This window comes from Paenibacillus sp. SN-8-1, from assembly GCF_050995535.1.
Classification (GTDB): domain Bacteria; phylum Bacillota; class Bacilli; order Paenibacillales; family Paenibacillaceae; genus Fontibacillus.
Genome location: NZ_CP194782.1, coordinates 917,465 through 933,163, shown reverse-complemented (window position 1 = coordinate 933,163; position 15,699 = coordinate 917,465). Strand labels below are relative to the sequence as shown.

General features: G+C 46.3%; 16 protein-coding genes. 3 read left to right on the top strand and 13 right to left on the bottom strand.

Going from position 1 to position 15,699, the window contains the following annotated elements; all coding sequences use genetic code 11:
• Positions 1-328: 328 nt before the first annotated feature.
• The 4 genes from ACRRNK_RS04350 to ACRRNK_RS04335 form a co-directional block, all read right to left on the bottom strand.
• Complete coding sequence (locus ACRRNK_RS04350) at positions 329-547, bottom strand: hypothetical protein (protein ID WP_433945584.1); 219 nt, start codon at positions 545-547, stop codon at positions 329-331.
• A 164-nt stretch (positions 548-711) separates the two neighbouring features.
• The gene (locus ACRRNK_RS04345) at positions 712-1,269 is read right to left on the bottom strand and encodes a GNAT family N-acetyltransferase (protein ID WP_433945583.1); all 558 of its coding nucleotides are present in this window, start codon (positions 1,267-1,269) and stop codon (positions 712-714) included.
• Positions 1,270-1,398: 129 nt separating this feature from the next.
• Positions 1,399-2,931, bottom strand: a complete 1,533-nt coding sequence (locus ACRRNK_RS04340; protein ID WP_433945582.1) for a carboxypeptidase M32 — start codon at positions 2,929-2,931, stop codon at positions 1,399-1,401.
• 180 nt (positions 2,932-3,111) lie between these two features.
• Positions 3,112-3,723 carry a TetR/AcrR family transcriptional regulator gene (locus tag ACRRNK_RS04335; RefSeq protein ID WP_433945581.1) on the bottom strand — a complete coding sequence of 204 codons (612 nt, stop codon included), beginning with the start codon at positions 3,721-3,723 and terminating at the stop codon, positions 3,112-3,114.
• Positions 3,724-3,942: 219 nt separating this feature from the next.
• Between ACRRNK_RS04335 and ACRRNK_RS04330 the strand changes: the two genes are divergently transcribed.
• Positions 3,943-4,479, top strand: coding sequence for a sigma-70 family RNA polymerase sigma factor (locus ACRRNK_RS04330; RefSeq protein WP_433945580.1), 537 nt, complete (start codon positions 3,943-3,945; stop codon positions 4,477-4,479).
• Complete coding sequence (locus tag ACRRNK_RS04325) at positions 4,466-5,797, top strand: DUF4179 domain-containing protein (RefSeq protein WP_433945579.1); 1,332 nt, start codon at positions 4,466-4,468, stop codon at positions 5,795-5,797. Before ACRRNK_RS04330 ends, ACRRNK_RS04325 begins: the two co-directional genes overlap by 14 nt.
• A gap of 151 nt (positions 5,798-5,948) precedes the next feature.
• On the opposite strand, the gene ACRRNK_RS04320 is transcribed toward ACRRNK_RS04325, so the two are convergent.
• From ACRRNK_RS04320 to ACRRNK_RS04280, 9 genes are all read right to left on the bottom strand, one after another.
• Positions 5,949-6,242 (bottom strand): hypothetical protein, encoded by a 294-nt coding sequence (locus ACRRNK_RS04320; protein ID WP_433945578.1) that lies wholly within the window; start codon positions 6,240-6,242, stop codon positions 5,949-5,951.
• Between the two features lie 4 nt (positions 6,243-6,246).
• Positions 6,247-6,447: a helix-turn-helix transcriptional regulator gene (locus ACRRNK_RS04315; protein ID WP_127199461.1), complete on the bottom strand. Its 201-nt coding sequence runs from the start codon at positions 6,445-6,447 to the stop codon at positions 6,247-6,249.
• Positions 6,448-6,760: 313 nt separating this feature from the next.
• Complete coding sequence (locus ACRRNK_RS04310; RefSeq protein ID WP_433946798.1) at positions 6,761-7,369, bottom strand: restriction endonuclease; 609 nt, start codon at positions 7,367-7,369, stop codon at positions 6,761-6,763.
• A gap of 37 nt (positions 7,370-7,406) precedes the next feature.
• Positions 7,407-8,630 (bottom strand): MFS transporter, encoded by a 1,224-nt coding sequence (locus tag ACRRNK_RS04305; RefSeq protein WP_433945577.1) that lies wholly within the window; start codon positions 8,628-8,630, stop codon positions 7,407-7,409.
• A 237-nt stretch (positions 8,631-8,867) separates the two neighbouring features.
• Positions 8,868-9,656, bottom strand: a complete 789-nt coding sequence (locus ACRRNK_RS04300; RefSeq protein WP_433945576.1) for a DUF4261 domain-containing protein — start codon at positions 9,654-9,656, stop codon at positions 8,868-8,870.
• 90 nt (positions 9,657-9,746) lie between these two features.
• Positions 9,747-10,010: a NifU N-terminal domain-containing protein gene (locus tag ACRRNK_RS04295; RefSeq protein WP_433945575.1), complete on the bottom strand. Its 264-nt coding sequence runs from the start codon at positions 10,008-10,010 to the stop codon at positions 9,747-9,749.
• 24 nt (positions 10,011-10,034) lie between these two features.
• Positions 10,035-10,487 (bottom strand): HEAT repeat domain-containing protein, encoded by a 453-nt coding sequence (locus ACRRNK_RS04290; protein ID WP_433945574.1) that lies wholly within the window; start codon positions 10,485-10,487, stop codon positions 10,035-10,037.
• A 115-nt stretch (positions 10,488-10,602) separates the two neighbouring features.
• Positions 10,603-11,406 (bottom strand): aminoglycoside N(3)-acetyltransferase, encoded by an 804-nt coding sequence (locus ACRRNK_RS04285; protein WP_433945573.1) that lies wholly within the window; start codon positions 11,404-11,406, stop codon positions 10,603-10,605.
• A gap of 210 nt (positions 11,407-11,616) precedes the next feature.
• Complete coding sequence (locus tag ACRRNK_RS04280) at positions 11,617-13,848, bottom strand: sensor domain-containing protein (protein WP_433945572.1); 2,232 nt, start codon at positions 13,846-13,848, stop codon at positions 11,617-11,619.
• A gap of 549 nt (positions 13,849-14,397) precedes the next feature.
• On the opposite strand from ACRRNK_RS04280, the gene ACRRNK_RS04275 reads away from it, so the two are divergent.
• Positions 14,398-15,699: a phytoene desaturase family protein gene (locus ACRRNK_RS04275; RefSeq protein ID WP_433945571.1), complete on the top strand. Its 1,302-nt coding sequence runs from the start codon at positions 14,398-14,400 to the stop codon at positions 15,697-15,699.

Below are 15,699 nucleotides of genomic sequence, written 5' to 3'. Positions count from 1 at the left end.
GATTTGTTGAAATAGTTCTAGCGGTGTAAATCTGGAAACAAAGGCGACCGCTGCCGCTTGTCCGCAATCCTTCCGTTCGTTCCGCTACTTTCAGCAATGATCGGGTATCATGAACAGTTCTCACTCTCTCATCTTACTATTATATAAGTTGAATTTAAGAATTACTCATAGGCAAGAGTGTGAAATGATTCTGGAGAAGCGGAGCGTTCGCCTTTGTGATCAGACTTCTACCTATAAAATTTAAATAAGAAGTCTGAGAACAACAGCGATCGTAGGAACATTTCATACGGCTGACTAGCATGTAAATCAGTAGTTCAACTTATATAAATTAATTATATTTTTTGTAGTTTATAGATCTAAATATAATTGTTAGCCCAAAAAACACCACGCTTATAAAGCCAATCAAATTCAATATTTGCAAGATCACATGGACAACTTCACCTACTTCAATTATAGAATTGTGTACAAACGTCAAATTTTCAGGAACAAACAACAATAGAAATCCAACGATGAACCCTCTTAAAAGGGCATAATCTACCTTAGTCATTTTGACATCTCCTTTGTATCTTATTAAGGTTGAGGTATTTTTTTACATATTAATCTATTTTGACCCTATCGTCGCGGCGAATTGCACAATAAAAGACTTAAAAAGCCCAGGCCTACACCAGCCTGAGCTTCTATATCAGTTGAATTTATGAATTACCCCTGGGCTTACTTCACAGGAATATATTCATCCTTGAAGAGCCCCATCAGGATATTGTCATAATACTGTCCTTCGAAATACAGGTCTTCCCGAATGATCCCTTCTTGGACAAAGCCTAACTTCTCATAAGTCTTAATGGCTCTCTCGTTGTATGCATACACATTGATATTGATCTTACGAAGGTTAAGCGTATCAAACATATAGGGAATGATAAGATGCAGAGCTTCACTTCCATATCCATGGCTCATATACGCCTCATCGGTAATCGCAATACGGAAGCTGCCTTTTCTCTCCCGGTGATCCACATCCAGAACGGCGAGGTCGCCAATTACTTTGAAGTCGGACTTAAGGCAAATGAGGAGATCCATCCGGCTGTCATCCAGACTCCATCTCTCAATGGCCTGTTCCAGCTGCTTCCTGGTGTAGAAAGAGGTGGTTCCGGTAAGCTTCCGAATCACTGGATTTGACACGGCTCGCAGCAGATAATCCACATCGGTCTCCGCGATCCTCCGAAGGAAGATTCTTTTCCCATCCAAATATTTAAGCGCTTTAAGATCTTCAGCCATAATCTGCTCCCTTTCTATGTGTCATGTATTCATTGCATAGGGCCCAGCCCTGCATGGGAGATGACCGGTCTTAACGAGGCTTCATCAGCTAAGATGAACTGGAAGCCCCGTACAATCCTTCCTGGCCGGCTAAAAATTGTAGATTCGGCTGTATTTCTCCTCTAAATAATTCACCAGGTAATCCGCCTTCAAATCTTCTCCCGTAACTTTACGGATTAATTGCTCAGGCGTGTACAGCTTACCGTGGCGGTGAACGTTCTCCTTCAGCCAAGCTTGAATGCCCGCAAAGTTACCTGCTTCAATCTGGGAATAGAAGTCCGGCAGCTCCCGTACAATCGTGTTCAGCAGCTGTGCAGCGTACAAATTACCGAGAGAATAGGAAGGGAAGTAGCCAAAGCCGCCAAAGGACCAGTGCACATCCTGCAGCACACCTTCCGTATCCGTAGCCGGGGTAATGCCCAGATAATCCCGCATCTTCTGGTTCCAGACAGCTGGCAGGTCCTTGACTTCAAGCTCTCCGCCGATGACTGCCTTCTCAATCTCATATCGAAGCATGATGTGAAGGTTATACGTCAGCTCATCCGCTTCCACACGAATCATTGTTGGCTGTACGGTGTTCACCGCTCTGTAAAAGTCCTGCTGGCTAACGTGCCCCAGCTGCTGCGGGAAGTGCTCCTGGATCTTTGGATAAAAGAACGTCCAGAACTGTTCACTGCGGCCGACCATATTCTCCAGGAATCTTGACTGGGATTCATGAATTCCAAAGGATGCACCTGTAGACAAGGCTGTGCCTTCTAGGCGCGGATCAATATTTTGCTCATAGATGCCGTGTCCGGCTTCGTGGATCGTCCCGAACACCGCAGAACGCACATTGTCCTTAAGGTATCTTGTCGTAATCCGCACATCGCCGGTATTCATTGTCTGGGCGAACGGATGAACCGTCTCGTCAAGCCGGCCGGCCTGCATATCGAAGCCGATAATAGGCAGGAAGTAGGTATTGAACTTATTCTGCTGCTCCACATCGTAATCCTGCTCAAAAATTTCGGTAGACGGCTTACTGCCTGAGTTCTTAATTCTCTCAAGCAGGGCAACACTCGTCTCTCTCAGCTTGGCGAACAGTGGGTCCAGTACGGCAACACTTAGGCCTGGTTCATATTGATGAAGCAGTGCATCATAAGGATGCTGTTCATATCCGTAAATCTCAGCAACTTTCCGATTATAATCAACGATCTTCTCCAGGAAGGGCTGGAACACACTGAAATTATTCGTCTCTCTCGCCTCTTCCCAGGCATCATTCGCCTTGGCGGTAAGGACGACATAATCGCGGTACATCTCTTCAGGAATCTTCCTTGAACGGTTGTATTCCTCTAATCGTTCCCGGATCTGCGCCTGCGTAATCTCATCCAGCTGCTCATACACGTCATCCGCGGATAAAATATGTAGAAGTTCTCCCATCTCCTGTGAGACGGATAACTTGAATTCCTCCGTTCTAAAGGTACCAATCGCTTTCGCGAATATGCCTCTGCCCTTCTTGGGAGCAGTTACCTTCTGATCCCACTCAAGCAGACCCCCAATCATGACAAAATGGGCAATCTTCTCTTCTAAAGCTTTATACCTTTCCACAGCCAATTGAATCTTGGGGTCAAGAGTTTTAGATTCCATACGATAAGCCTCCCATAAGCAAATATTTTTTATTCCTGTACGTTAAAATAGACTGAATAGTTTATTTTATTAAATCACATTTTTTTCCTGCTTTCAAACGAAATCTAGTCTCTCCTTTATGCAAAAAACCTACTCCCGGGAAGTCCGGCAATAGGCTTAGTCGGCGTTATCTTGTTCTTCTCAACTTAAATAGGCAAGAAACATTTGTTTCATTTGGGTTAGTGCGGCTTCATAAGGATATTCAGGGTCTGTAACTACATTGATGGATGCCCCATCAATCATCCCCCAGAACGTATGAGCCAGAATTGCTGCATCCAGGCTGGCCTGGATCTCTCCCCGGCCTTGCCCGTCCGTTATAATATCCCCGATCAGGTTAATGAACAACTCCTGTCTTCGCTTCTTCAGAAAGCTTGCAATCTTCTCGTCCCGGCAGGACTGCAGCCGAAATTCATAATACACCTGAAACAGCGCCTTCTCGGCCTGGTCCTGGTGAGCATTGCTGAGGTAAGTATCGAATAAGAAAGACAATTTATCTATAGAGGTAGGCAGCTGTTGAAGCTGTTCTTTTACAACACTTTGTAGGTTTGAAGTATTCTCATTCACTGCTTCGAAATAAATCTCATCCTTGGATCTAAAATAGTTATAGATAGCCCCTTTGCTGAGCCCCGATTGCTCCACAATATCATCCATCGTAGCCTGCTGGTAGCCCTTCTTGGCGAAGCAGATCAGAGCGCTGGATAGAATATCCTGCTTCTTCCGCATTTTATAATCCTCCGACACTACTGGCGCCACATGCAGCAACCTCCTTCTGGTCTTGATCCGTTCTTTGCGTCTCGAGTTCAAATTTAGCATATATATCCTGAGTGTACAATTGCGCTGCCCTAACGTTTATTCATTCTGCTATATGTATTGGGCTTTTCCCCTTAAAATAAATAGAAGTTTCATGTTCGTGAACCGGATGCAGACCTTACGCATCTAATTAGTAGATTTCAATACAGGAGGTTTAACAATGTGCAGGAGTTAGAACAGGATATTATACTTGCCAGAAAAGGCAACAAGGAAGCTTTTGTCCGGCTTATCAAGGCCAATGAATTAAGTCTCTATAACGTTGCGAGGTCTATCTTGAAACAGGATGAGAACTGTGCCGATGCCATTCAAGAGACCATACTGAAGGCGTATCGCTCCATTCACACGCTGAAAGAGCCTGCCTTCTTCAAAACATGGATGTTCCGAATTTTAATTAATGAATGTAATACCATACTTCGCAGGGAGAAGAAGGTTATTGTATCGGATAAATTACTCATAGACTCTTCTTCAATGGATCGTTACGGGAATATTGACCTTCAAAAAGCAATTGAGCAGCTGGAGGAAACACTCAGACTAGTGGTTACACTTCACTACTACGAGGATATCTCCCTGAAAGGAATATCTGAAATTCTTGGTACACCTGAAGGAACAGTTAAATCCCGTCTACATCGGGCTAGACAGATTCTTGCGGAATTTTTAGAAGGAACGAAGGAGAGGAAGGTTGGATATGAATCCTATTAATTTGGATGCTGAACTTATGAAGGTTACCGGCGAACAGAAGGACAAGCTGCCGGAAGTAGTTCTCGAACGGATCAACTCTACGCTTGAATTACTGCCCGAACAGCCTGCAGTGCGAAGATGGCGTAAGCCGCTAGTTATAAGCTCTACAGCAGCTGCTCTCATATTGATATGCGGCCTTGGCTCAGCCTTCGTCTCACCAGCAATGGCCTCTGCGCTCAAGCAGATTCCAGGTATACAGAAAGTGTTCGAGATTGCCGGGGACTTTGGCCTTAAGACGGCAGATGAGCAGGGATTGACGACTACCATTGCGCAGCGAATTACGGATCAAGGAATTTCACTTGAGCTGTCTGAAGTCATATATGACGGATCGAGACTCACATTGGGATATATCCAAAAGTCTCCTAAAGGTATCCAGGAAGTAAGACAAGTTAAGTATGCGATTGATGGGAAGTCAGTATCTTTTCCTGGTAGCGGGACAGGTAACCGGTTAGATGATCATACCTACGCCGGTGTCATTAATTTAACGCCCGATGAGAAGCTGCCTGAGCAGTTTGAGCTAACCATGAGCGTGTCCAAGATCGGAGATACAACTGGGTCGTGGAACTTCAGCTTCCCCGTTAAGAGAACGGATTCGAGCAACAAGGTAGTCATTCCTATGATCTCCAAGACCTCGGGTAATGTCACACTTACGATCAAAAAAATACTGTTCACACCAAGCACCACCGAGCTGGACGTAGAGGTGAAGCGGCCTGTTAGCAGTGATGTAATGACGTTTACGGTAACCGACGACAAAGGAGTCGTTCTTCAGCCTCACAGTGGAAGCGGAGGCGGACGTACTGAGAATGGGGTAGAAATAACCCAGTTCAAGCAATTGTTCGGACCGGCGCAGGGAATACCACAATCCGTCACCATTAGTCCGGCTAATGATTTAAGTCAAGCCCCAGTGCCAGATAAAGAAACACGCGTACTCTTGGACCGAGCCCCGAGTGAAGATCATACCCTTATCTTGTCACAGGGTGATATCGGTCAGCTTAAAGTCTACCAAGTACAGTTCCTTAAAGACAAAACCCTTGTCTATTATCAAACCGAAGGTGCGGATCCATATACGCAATCAATTCAGTTATGGATTGAGGATAATTCGGGTGCAAAGTATATGCTGCATGATAAAGCTCCTGAGCTGATTAACCCTGTTCAATATAAATTCGTACGGGAATACCCAGCCTTCCGGCCAGACCAAAGACTTATGCTTGTTACTAGACAACTGCCCAAGCCAATCCATAACAAAGATCTTGAGATTACCGTCCCTATTACTCCATAAAAGATTTAAATCCCCTGTGAACGAATTATCCCCGTTATCCCGAGGCGTTACCTACACAAAGAAAGACAGTAAGTCTCTACATTTAAGAGGCTTACTGTCTTTGCTATTAATGCGGTTTCCGCGTAGATTATTGCATCAGTGTGCGCACTAATTAGTAATTCCTTTGGGTCTTGTTAATGTATGTGAATACTCCACCAAATAAGCTTAAAGTAACTATAAAATATAACAATATATCAGGCAGGTATTTGGTCGAAACTATCTCTAATAAGTTTAGAACTATTAACAAAATTATACCTAAATACATCATGTTATACAGAGTACTATTGGTTTTATATTGAATTCCCCTACCTCTTTCATCTTGTCCTTCCCTGCTTGACTGGAATCTAATCACATACATCTGACAAACAAATATCACAACAACGAATAGAACTTTTAACCAAAACATATCATCACTCCTCCCCATAATCAAAAACTTCGGTTAACGGCTTCTCGAATGCATTTGAGATTTTAAAAGCGAGAATTAGGGAAGGATTATATTTGTTCTTCTCAAGGGTAGCAATGGTTTGACGACTGACTCCAACTCGATTTGCAAGTTGTTCTTGAGTCCATCCCTTTTCTGCACGGAACACCACTAATTTGTTGGATAACAACAGAACCACCTCTACCATTATTGTAAAATATTTCATGTGTTTTGTAAACTATTTCTTACAATTTACGAAGATTCCTTTTGCCTGTATCTGGTTCACACCTACTTCCTCGAACAGGAAATGCGTGAGCATCCTACTTCTGCAAATGAGCAGGATTTCTTGTCCCAATCCTAGTTCAATTCCAGCCACAATAAAAAAAGCGTGAAGTCCCCTTATGGAACTAAACGCTTAATTGTACTTCACGCTTCAACTCTACTTCCCAATTTCTTCGACTCCCGATCCCCGCTCAACCATGGAATCACCAGATGTTAATCCGTCAGCTTCTAGCTTTGCTGGACAGTCTAATTTTCCTACCGCCGCCAGGATGCTCCTCATCCATATCTAAGATCAGATCCGGTTCCTCCTCAATCAAATCCATAACAGGCGTGATCTGATTGGATTTAAAGAGATCAATCATATCAATTAGCTCGGATCGGTCTATTAATCTTACCCCGTTGTAGCCAGCCAGGATCTCGCAAGCCTCGGTATACCGGCTTGAAGCAATCACAATGGACTTACTGGCTCCGTAATATCTCATAGAGCTGTAGATTTCCTGAACGGCGCTGAGTCCCACCGGATTCGACTCCGCATAACGCTTGGCCTGAATCACATTTCGTTCCCCGTCCCGATCGGTGAAGACCAGATCTGCTCCAAAATCACGGCTGCTGACCGTCTTGTAAGCATCCTCATATCCAAGGGCAAGGAACAAGCGGTACAAATACTCTTCGAATTCCTTACCGTCTTCCATACGATCTATATCCTTAATACTCACCTTCATGGGATCTATAATCCCTTTGCGGGTATATATGCTTCTTCTCTTCAGCAGCAGGCGGATTACAAATCCGACCAGGATCACCGCAAGCAGAGCAGCCAAATACAACTCCATTGAACCGAACATCTCTCTCCCCCTACCCGTTAACCCATCAAGAATGTTGATGTTGTTCATTTACTCTGTTCCCACGCCGCTCTATGTATAGGCTTAAGGCTGCACCAGCGCAGCCAAACAAGGCAAGAACAGACGCAAGCCATGGCACGTGAGGCAGGCCAGCATAAGTAATCACCAGCCCTCCCAGATAAGCACCGCCGGCATTGCCCAAATTCAGGGCCGAGTGGCTTGAAGTAGAAGCAAGGAGGGGCGCGCTATGAGCAAGATTCAGAATACGGACCTGCACCCCCGGCATGATGCCAAAGGCCGCAACTCCCCAGACGAACATGGTAATTACAGCAAGAAGCGCATAGTTCAGCATAACCGATAATACAGCCAGAATTACTCCCAGCACCGCAAAGTTAGCGATCATGGCAGGCATCAGCTTCCAATCCGCCAATTTCCCGCCAAGCAGGTTGCCCAAGGTGACCCCCGTACCGAATAACACCAGAATCCAGGTCACCTCATGCTCCTTATACCCGCTAATCGTCTCAAGCGCCGGAGTCAGATAAGTGAACATCGAGAACAGACTTGCACATCCAAATGCTCCCGTAAGCAGCATCAGCAGCACCTGCGGATTCACCAGGCTCCGGAATTCTTGTGCCAGGCTTGTAGGCCCATCCTGACGGATCTGCGGAATGAACCGTATGATTCCAAGCAGTGACAGGAATCCGAGCAGGGTAATGGCACCGAATGAAGATCTCCAGCCGAGCTGCTGGCCTATGAAGGTACCGAAGGGCACCCCAATGATATTCGCTATGGTAAGTCCGGCCAGAACCATGGATACGGCACCCGCCCGCTTATCCGGCCGAACCAGCCTGGAGGCCATCAATGAGCCCACACCTAGAAAAGTCCCGTGAGCCAGCGCAGTCATAATTCGGGCAGCAATCAAGAGGGTATAAGTCGGCGCGGCCACAGATAAAGCATTGCCGGCGATGAATATGGCCATCAGCAGCACAAGCAATTTCTTCTGCGGCATCCGGTGCGTCAGCACAGTCAGCAGTGGAGCTCCAACGGCAACACCAAGCGCATAGCTGGTGATGAGCTGGCCGGCTTCCGGGATTGTCACCCCCAGGTCATGTGCTACATTGGGCAGAAGTCCCATAATGATGAACTCGGTCATGCCAATAGCAAATGCACCTAGAGTTAGACATAACAATGATAGCGGAAATCTATCCTTTTGCGGGGACGATTCCTGCATGGGCTGTGCAGTCAAATTCATGCTGTCTCTCCTTCTCCTAGCGGATCTCTATCTTTCACAAGCATATCATTATCGTCAAGAGTATGAGTCAGCTGGACAGACCCTAAGCACTCATACCTGAAACCCGGTGTCTAGTAAGTACAAATGAATAAGAAAGACCCGTATTCCGGTGAACGGAACACGGGTGCTGAGCGAAGAAGACAGCCCTTATCGTAACAAGTTTTTTGACACATTAGGCTGCCGTTAAGTTCAATTCATCTAAAATCCGATCTTAATGCTATCTCCTTCGGCCGCTACGCCCGGGGACCGAGTAAGAGAGAGCTTCTGCTCAGCTGAGAATCCAATCGTCTCCCCGTCTCTCAGCGTCACATTATTCTCTATGATGAAGCTTACAATTACAGTAATGAATTCAAATACATCACCAGCACTTTGACTGGAGTTCACAATCTCAACCTCGTCCTTGCCAAAATTGCGGAGTCCCACTGTATATGCACCCACACCGTGCTCATTCTGATACATTCCGATAAATACCCAGAGCACCACAGGAAGGGTATCTTCCTTCAGGGATTGCGCCAGATCCACGTACTGCCCCGCTTCCATGACGAGAGGTGCCGTATACATGGCAATCGCAGATTCCGTCTGCAGCAGCGAGCTTGCCACCTTGGTGAAGAGCTTGTGTCCCTCTATGGCATCCTCAGCGCCCAGAACGGATACAATGATATGCGCCTTGTGGGTTGACACGACCTGCTCCGCTTCTCTCCACAGGAAGTTATATTTACAATTCTCCTCGACCTCACGGTTAGGAATCACCGCCGGTATATACCCGCAGGCGACATTCATGCCGTCCACCTCGAACACGAGACTTTCCCGCTCCGTCTGCTCCCCCGTCTCAATTCCCCAGTGCTCATTCAAATTTGCGATACATGAATCAAAGTCATATTGCTGTCTGTCCAGCAGCACAAATCCAACAATAGGACCTGAACTTGCCTCTCCTGATGGAGCTGATGATTCCTCTTTCCTGCCGCGCAGCTTATCGAACAAACCCATAATTCGACTCCTCCTCTGTACTCAAAAAAACACCCCCGGCATCGCCCTTCACGGCTGCCAGAGGTGTCCATCGCTTCGCTTCTGAATCGCTTAGCCGTATACTACGTTGAATGCCTCTTCCACATGGGTCAGGATCGTATCCCAGTCCGCATCCGGCGTCTTGGTAATCGTGACGAAGTCATTAACCGCGAACAAGTTATCAATCCCCTCAATGCTAAGCAGCGCCTTAGCCAGCGGATGATCTGTGGCATCTCCTCTTTTCAGGGAAGTGCTTCTTGGTCCTTCAAATAACTGCTCACTCGTACTGATCTTGATCGAATTCGGATTAGGTGTATATTGAACATCAATCTCCATAGATTCTCAGGTCACTCCTGTCCCTTAAGCGTACTTGCTCGTCCGAAGCGATGCCCACTTGTCCTCAAGCCATGCATCAAATTCATCGCCTTTGTTGCCTTCATAGATATCATACACATCTATTCTCATCTTCTTAAGCTTTTCTTTGAATTCCTCATAGGTGTGCTCTTTCGGCAGGCTCTTCTTGATTCTAAGCAGCAGCTTCGTAATTCCCGGAACCAGATCCCCTGGCTCGCGCTTAGGAATCGGCACATTCTCCCCAAGTCCTTTGAGCTGACGCTGTGCGGCTTCCTGTACCTTGAGTACGGGATCATTCTTCAAAATGCCTTTAAGGACGCCGATCGCTTGTTGATGATTAAGCTTACCCAGTTCTTCTACAGCTTCCAGACGTGCTCTCCAATCAGACGTACGGTTGGCAGCCTTCTTGAGTTCATCGTAATTCTCAGGCAATTCGCTGTGCAGTTCTTCGTTATTCACACGGACCTAACTCCTTTGTTTGCTGTGATCTGTAAGTCTCTATTATATAACTACTTGGGGGTCCCTGGATACTTCAACTTCAGCATTGCCTTCATTTTGCCCATAAAAACATGTGTCAGACCCGATTCTTCTCCATCCAGTCCGTCGCCCAGTCCACCAGGGATCTTTGTCTGATTAACCGAACCTCCGCATTGCCAACCTTATGGACCTTAACTTGATGGGCCTCATCATATTCCTTCCCGATTCTGACGAAATCCACATCGTCTACAGCTTGCGTGTTATAAGTTACCCACTTCCGCTGTCCATCTACCAGAATAGCACTGCTCTCATCCGCGAATTTCTTGGAAGGGAAGTCTGCCCTCGTCTCAGCCAGATGCAAGGAGGTATTCTTGTCGTATCCAACCCCGATCAGCAGCACATACCCATCCAGCTTATACAATTTATCCACAGGCGAGTTCTCTCCAAAAATATTGCTAAGATCATGCTCCTCCGTTATGTAATCCGCATACTTCCCTACCGCGGCAATGGACCGCGCCGGGTGATCCGTTCTCCGGGCTCCAGGCCATTTCCGGAACATTTCAGCGACAACTCCCATACCGATAGCCGGGGTGATCTCTTTATCATAGGCAGGCCAGTGCTCCCGTAGAATCGGCCACCATTCCTGAGGCTCTTCCCAGTGTACACCTGTGGACGGGTCCAGGTTCTTCCATGTCTGTGACGGCATCATCAGAGTTCCTTCCTCCCCAACGATTTCGAGTAGAGCTCTGATTAAGGTCTCGGCGCCACCTACAACGAACCCCAGACTCTTTAGCGAGGTGTGCACGAAGATCGTCTGCCCAGGCGCCACTCCGCAATTCTTAAACTGCTGGATCAGATCCTCCTTGGTTAATATAACTCTTGTCTCATTAGAATTCATCATGGTCATCCTCCTATTATAGGTAAAAATAAAACAACCCCGCAGCAGCTGCGGGGTTGTTGTCCTTCAAGTGACAATTCATTGCCCTTAAATTGGTTCTTCTTCATATGTCGAGTAGAATTCACCAATCCGTATAGCAACATCATACAAAGATTGGAATTTAATTTCAACAAAAAAACGTTCTTGTAAATGAAATAATTTACAACTTCCGACTTAGTGACCGTTTTGTCCCGAAATCCCTTTTTCCATGTACACTTCCATATTTGCTACAGACAAAGGCGGGCTGTAATAATAACCCTGTCCAAGATTGCAGGCATTTTGAATAAGGAAATCCACCTGCTCCTTCTTCTCGATCCCCTCCGCAATAACATTGAAGTTCAGATTGATCCCCATATCAATAATGGTCTTCACCATGGCTCCTTGATTGGAGTGATAAATAATATCGTCGACGAAAGATTTATCAATCTTGATCTTATCAATTGGAAGATGCTTCAGGATACTCAGGGAGGAGTAGCCTGTTCCAAAGTCATCTATCGATATCTTAACCCCGATCAGTCTGAGCAATCTGAGGATCAGCGTCGACTTCTCGATATTTTGCACAATACTTTCGGTAATTTCGAGTTCCAGATACTGAGGGTCCAGACGGGTCTCATTCAGCACGTCAGTGATGGAATCAACGAAATTCTCATCTTCCATCTGCCGAACTGAAATATTCACAGCTACAGGAATAGCAGGATACCCTTGATCCTGCCAGGCTTTGTTCTGCATGCAGGCCGTTCGCATCACCCATTTTCCCAAGGGAACGATCAGGCCTGTCTCTTCAGCCAGCGGAATGAATTCGAGCGGAGAGATCATGCCATAATACGGATGCCTCCAGCGCAGCAGGGCTTCAATCCCGACAAGCTTCCCGGTAGAGAGCTCCACCTGCGGCTGATAGTAGATCATCATCTCATCCTGCTCAATCGCCCTCCGCAGCCCATTTTCCAGCTCCATCTTGCGAGTCGATAACCCGTTCAGATCTGAGGAGTAGAACTGGTAATTGTTCTTTCCGCGTTCCTTGGCCAGGTACATAGCTGTATCGGCATGCTTGATCAACGTCTCTTCATCCACCCCGTCCGCTGGATACATACTGATCCCGATACTGGCTGTAACAAAGTATTCCTGTTGGTTGATCTCAATAGGTCTTGAGCATTCGACGAGCAGCTGCTTAGCAATCCGGGTCACCTTCTCTTTGCTGCAGTTCTCCAGCAGGATAATGAATTCGTCTCCACCTTGCCTTGAGACCAGACCTTCCCCTTGAACCGCTTCCTCCAGTCTTTTGGCCACCTTCTGAAGAAGCAGATCGCCAACCATATGACCTTTGGTATCATTAATGATCTTGAACCGGTCCAAATCCAGGAAGAGCACGGCCAGCATTTCACTCTTTGCTTGATTCAAGATATGATTCAGCTGCTCTCTGAGCTTATATCGGTTCGGAAGTTCCGTTAAGGCATCATAATAGGCCATGAACTCAACCATCTTCTCGGATTCCTTGCGGAGTGAAATATCACTGCCTACGACCTGGATCGCAGATCTCCCTTCAAAAAGAATCGGGCTCGCCGACAGCTCTACATGGGTGCTCTTCCCATCAATACGGTTCACTTCAAATTCAATCGTCCGCCTCTTAACACCGCGGCCTTTACTTTCTTCCTTGATATTGATCTCTTCGAGTACCTCCGACGGAAAGAACCTCTCTATAGGCTGACCAATCAGCTCGGATGGACAGGATTCTCCTATAAGGACACAACCGGATTTGTTGATGTAATCAATCCGTCCTTTGCTAATTACAGCGATAAGATCCGGTGACATTTCCACCAGGCTTTGATAACGATCCTTGCTTTCCATAAGATCGGTGATATCGAGAATGACACTTGTGAAGTCCACCATGTTGCCCTTCTGATCCATCTTCGGTATTCCCCGGTCCTGAATCCAGCGCACCTCTCCATCCGGGCGAACGATTCTGTACTTACTGGTGACCGTCTCCCCTTTGGCTGTCCTGGATAACCGGTCTGTAAGCACAGCCATATCCTCAGGAACAATAACCTGCATCCAAAAGGTCTTGTCATTATAAAAGGAACTGAGTGGATAACCATACAGCTTCTCAATTCCCGGTGTAATGAGTAATGAGTCCTCTTTCATATCGTGATACCAAACAGCCACATCCAGGGTCTCAAAAATGTTATTCAGCCTTTGATTATTCACCATTAGCTCGTCTTTGGTCATGCTTACTTCTTTAAGCATGGAGAAGAAGCCATACAGCGTAAATAACATTATAATGATGTGCAGAGACATATACACGGTCCGATTTAATGAATCCAGAAAAATATCAAATAAGGAACCCGTTATAATTAGAAAGACAAAAATCAGAACCCACTTATTTTTTAGCATGCCGCCAATTACTTTCATGCTCTGTTCACTCCTAGCTGGTGATGCAAATAATTCATTAGATGATATATCGGTCAGGGAGATTCTACTTTTTATCTATAAAATTTGGAATTGAGCCCGGGCTCACTATTTACATTCCTAAGGATCTGCTCCCATTCCCCCGTCTATTTCGCCCATTAACCTCACGATTCCCGCTGCCTTTCGCTCATTATGTAATTCTGGATCTGGCTTATAAGTTGAACTACTCATTTACATGCTAGTCAGCCGTATGAAATGTTCCTACGATCGCTGTTGTTCCCAAACTTCTTAATTGAATTTTTATAGGTAGAAGTCTGATCACAAAGCTTATGCTTCCGATGCAGCTTTCTTACAGAAAGCTTGTAGGCGAACGCTCCGCTTCTCCAGAATCATTTCACACTCTTGCCTATAAGTAATTCTTAAATTCAACTTATATAGTTACTCCTGTTATAAACAAAAAAATTTAGAGCAGTGGATTGTATTCTGTCACAAAACCATACCCTGCTTCGCCTTATAAGTAATCATAACCATTGAGGGGGAGTAACCTTGTTGATGAACAAATACGATACAGCTGTTATTGGTGGAGGATTGGCCGGATTCATCGCTGCCATTAATTTAGCACAGAGCGGGCAATCTGTAGCTTTGATCGAGAAATCGGGACGCTGGGGTGGACGCGCAATTACAAATAAGAAGAATCAAGTGTATCTCAACCTGGGCGGGCATGCTTTGTACCAAGCCGGGGAAGCTTATTCCATCCTGCGGAAGCTTGGAGTGAGTCTGGAAGGAGGCAAGCCAGCCTCCCATATTCATGCGATCTGGAATAATCAGACCATCCCGCTTCTCGCAGGGCCGGCCAGTCTCTTATCCTCCAAGCTTCTCACCTGGTCTAACAAAATAAACCTTATGCGACTTATGATGAAGATCAAACAGCTTAACCCGAATCAGATGGGGCCTGGCAGCTTAAGAGCATGGGCAGAGCAGGAGATCAAAGACCCGATGGTAAGACATATCTTCTATGCCCTATGCCGGACCTCTACCTATACACACGCTCCGGATTATCAGCTCGCAGGTCCCGCTCTGGCTCAGGTTCAGCGTGGATTACAAGGTGTCCTGTACCTGAATAACGGTTGGCAGACGATCATAGATCAGCTTAAAGTCAAAGCAGAGCAAGCAGGAGTTCACCTTGTCAGTGGCAAATCTGTAACAGAGATCGTTCATGAACAAGGCAAAGTTCGCAGCGTTGCTCTTGAGGGAGGAGATTCGCTGGAGGTTCATCATGTGGTCAGCACGGCTTCCCCGTCAGAGGTATATAAGCTTGTTCGCGGCGCGGAACATACGGAATTGAAACACTGGAAGGAAAAAGCCCGTCCCGTGGTAGCTGCTTGTCTTGACGTCGGACTGAAGAAGCTTCCCAATACGGAGCGGGAGTTCGCCATCGGACTGGATCAGCCCGTATTTATCTCCCACCATACCGCTCATGCCAGATTAAGCGATGACGGGTCACGGGTCGTGCATCTTGTAAAGTATATTGGACAAGAAGAAAGTGACCCGGTCACAGATGAACAGATCCTGACTGCGGCTATGAGCCTGATTCAACCCGGCTGGGAACAGGAAGTGGTGACGCAAAGATTCCTGCCGAGAATAACCGTGACCCATAACTATCATCATGTGGGTCAACCAGAGAGCTTTGCAGGACCGGCTGTACCTGAAATCCAGGGCTTGTTCGTAGCAGGTGATTGGGTTAGTCAGGGCGAAATGCTTGCTGATGCGTCCGCTGCAAGTGCAGTACGTGCCGCACAATCAATTATTCAAAAATCGCAGCAAGATTTAGTAGAAATCTCAGCCAGGAGGTAA

What these genes read in the sequence shown, in the direction of transcription:
- ACRRNK_RS04350 (WP_433945584.1), bottom strand. Translation starts at nt 547, where the DNA reads ATGACTAAGGTAGATTATGCCCTTTTAAGAGGGTTCATCGTTGGATTT.
- ACRRNK_RS04345 (WP_433945583.1), bottom strand. Translation starts at nt 1,269, where the DNA reads ATGGCTGAAGATCTTAAAGCGCTTAAATATTTGGATGGGAAAAGAATC.
- ACRRNK_RS04340 (WP_433945582.1), bottom strand. Translation starts at nt 2,931, where the DNA reads ATGGAATCTAAAACTCTTGACCCCAAGATTCAATTGGCTGTGGAAAGG.
- ACRRNK_RS04325 (WP_433945579.1), top strand. Translation starts at nt 4,466, where the DNA reads ATGAATCCTATTAATTTGGATGCTGAACTTATGAAGGTTACCGGCGAA.
- ACRRNK_RS04320 (WP_433945578.1), bottom strand. Translation starts at nt 6,242, where the DNA reads ATGTTTTGGTTAAAAGTTCTATTCGTTGTTGTGATATTTGTTTGTCAG.
- ACRRNK_RS04310 (WP_433946798.1), bottom strand. Translation starts at nt 7,369, where the DNA reads ATGGAGTTGTATTTGGCTGCTCTGCTTGCGGTGATCCTGGTCGGATTT.
- ACRRNK_RS04305 (WP_433945577.1), bottom strand. Translation starts at nt 8,630, where the DNA reads ATGAATTTGACTGCACAGCCCATGCAGGAATCGTCCCCGCAAAAGGAT.
- ACRRNK_RS04300 (WP_433945576.1), bottom strand. Translation starts at nt 9,656, where the DNA reads ATGGGTTTGTTCGATAAGCTGCGCGGCAGGAAAGAGGAATCATCAGCT.
- ACRRNK_RS04295 (WP_433945575.1), bottom strand. Translation starts at nt 10,010, where the DNA reads ATGGAGATTGATGTTCAATATACACCTAATCCGAATTCGATCAAGATC.
- ACRRNK_RS04285 (WP_433945573.1), bottom strand. Translation starts at nt 11,406, where the DNA reads ATGATGAATTCTAATGAGACAAGAGTTATATTAACCAAGGAGGATCTG.
- ACRRNK_RS04280 (WP_433945572.1), bottom strand. Translation starts at nt 13,848, where the DNA reads ATGAAAGTAATTGGCGGCATGCTAAAAAATAAGTGGGTTCTGATTTTT.
- ACRRNK_RS04275 (WP_433945571.1), top strand. Translation starts at nt 14,398, where the DNA reads ATGAACAAATACGATACAGCTGTTATTGGTGGAGGATTGGCCGGATTC.